Source organism: Rothia sp. HMSC067H10, assembly GCF_001810635.1.
Lineage (GTDB): Bacteria > Actinomycetota > Actinomycetes > Actinomycetales > Micrococcaceae > Rothia > Rothia dentocariosa.
This window is the reverse complement of the sequence record NZ_KV802317.1, coordinates 503394-505231: the sequence shown is the minus strand read 5'-3', so window position 1 is coordinate 505231 and position 1838 is coordinate 503394. Positions and strand designations below refer to the sequence as shown.

2 protein-coding genes are annotated in these 1838 nt (G+C 50.5%); both read left to right on the top strand.

The genetic code is table 11. The annotated features are described in order from the left end of the window. The first annotated feature begins 18 nt into the window (after positions 1-18). Positions 19-771 carry a DUF6318 family protein gene (locus tag HMPREF2756_RS09185; RefSeq protein WP_070620527.1) on the top strand — a complete coding sequence of 251 codons (753 nt, stop codon included), beginning with the start codon at positions 19-21 and terminating at the stop codon, positions 769-771. 64 nt (positions 772-835) lie between these two features. Next, positions 836-1838 (top strand): hypothetical protein (locus tag HMPREF2756_RS09180; protein WP_070620524.1); only part of this gene is annotated, 1003 nt, incomplete at its 3' end.

Below are 1838 nucleotides of genomic sequence, written 5' to 3'. Positions count from 1 at the left end.
TTGAGGATGTGTTCACCGATGAATACTCGTACCCCTACTTTGTCTCGTCGTGCCCTTATGAGCACTTTAAGCATTTCTGGGTTTGCTGTGCTGTTGTCTGCCTGTGGGGATGGTGCGAAGCCTGCTGGAATGGCTACTGAGAGTTCGAGTTCTTCTAGCGCGGAAGGTGCCGGTGCTTCCAGTTCTGCTTCTGTTTCCTCAAGCGAGAGCCCTTCGCCGTCGTCGAGTGTGCCGCCGCATTATTCGGGGAACTCGAAAGCACCAGATGGAGAATTTCGTGCCGCTGATGTGTATGGTCCTGCGCAGAATGTTCCGAAACCGAAGACGGAGGAGGGGTATACGAATGCTTCGTTAGAGGGGATGACTAAGTCGGTAAAAGCCTGGACGGAATGGCGTAACTACGGGCTTCAGACTGGGGACTTCAAAGAGGCCTATAAATATATCAGTAAGAACTTCACAGATGAACAGAAGACCTATGATTTTGATACTCGTCTTTATAAAAAGGGCGGCTGGATTGTAGGTGGAGATGTGCACGGCTACGAGTTCCATGGTGAGCCTATTAACCACGGCGGTGGTAAATATAAGTGGAAGTTCTTCATGGCTTGGCCACATCTCATCTATATTGAGGCTGATGGAGAGCATTATAAGGAAGTTATTAATAAAGATTACGAGAATAACTGGTATATGATGACTCTTCACCATGATGGGAATCGGTGGCTTATCGATAGCGTTGAGTTCTTGGATATGAAGGGTGAGAAGAATGAAGAATAGAGCTCTTCCACGCCTAATGATTACATCATTGGTATGTGCCTCACTTTTTCAAGGTGTTCCGGTTATGGGTGATCCTCTCTGCGGTAATTCGGATGCTTCACTATGGTGTTCAGAGCAGGAGATATCTCAAAGCCAACAGTGGCGCGGCGGGGGACAGGCGCCAGAGCAAAATATAGGACAGTATCCAAATGCCGATCTGTACACGTCTCAGGAGAATAATGAACGTCGGCAAGATGAGTGGACGAGATGGTATCGGGAGCATCATCATGGGAATCTTGGGTTCGCTCAAGATAAAAGTGGTGCTAATAAGTCGTTTAGATTTGATGTTGCCAATGATGGTTCGTACTGTGTTAGTCGGGATGGGCGTGTGGGGCAGTATAAAGAATTTACTGATGATGGTCAGGCTAAACCTGTTGGGGAGACGATTAGGAATCATCTGTTCGGTGATACCTGCACCCTGAACGACCCGGAAGCAGCACAGCAAGCCCAAAGCGAGTACGAACGGATCATCACCGAGATGCACACCCATTTGCTGGAGCTGATCCCGGCGCACCCGCACCTGACTTTGGATAGTGCGCATCCACCACACACGAGTAAGGGTGAGGAAACAAACTTCTACACCACCCTAGAAGGCAGCAGTAATATTTTTGAGGGAGACCTACCTATCGGGCATACCAGGATTCGGGCGGTACCGGTGGCGTACCGGTATGAGTATGGAGACGGATACGACCTAAAAACACATAGTGCTGGTAACCCGGTGTCTTCACAGCATTCCGGACAATCCTTACATGAGACGTCGACGAGTTATGCGTATCCGCAGGTGGGGAATTTTCATGCCTATGTCACGGTGACGTATGCGGGTCAGTACAGTATTGACGGTGGGCCGTGGCAGTTTTTCGGGACCGAGATCACCCGTATTAGCGAGCCGGTGCTGGTGCGGGTGTGGGAGTCTGAGGTGCACTCGGTGGGCAAGACTTGTATTGAGGATCCGGGGGCGCGGGGGTGTCCGGGTCATGCGGAGGAGCCTGATGTTGGGAATCCGAATCCGCAGTTGCGTAAGGTGGATG

Coding starts and splice junctions, on each gene's coding strand:
- HMPREF2756_RS09185 (WP_070620527.1), top strand. CDS start 19: ATGAATACTCGTACCCCTACTTTGTCTCGTCGTGCCCTTATGAGCACT.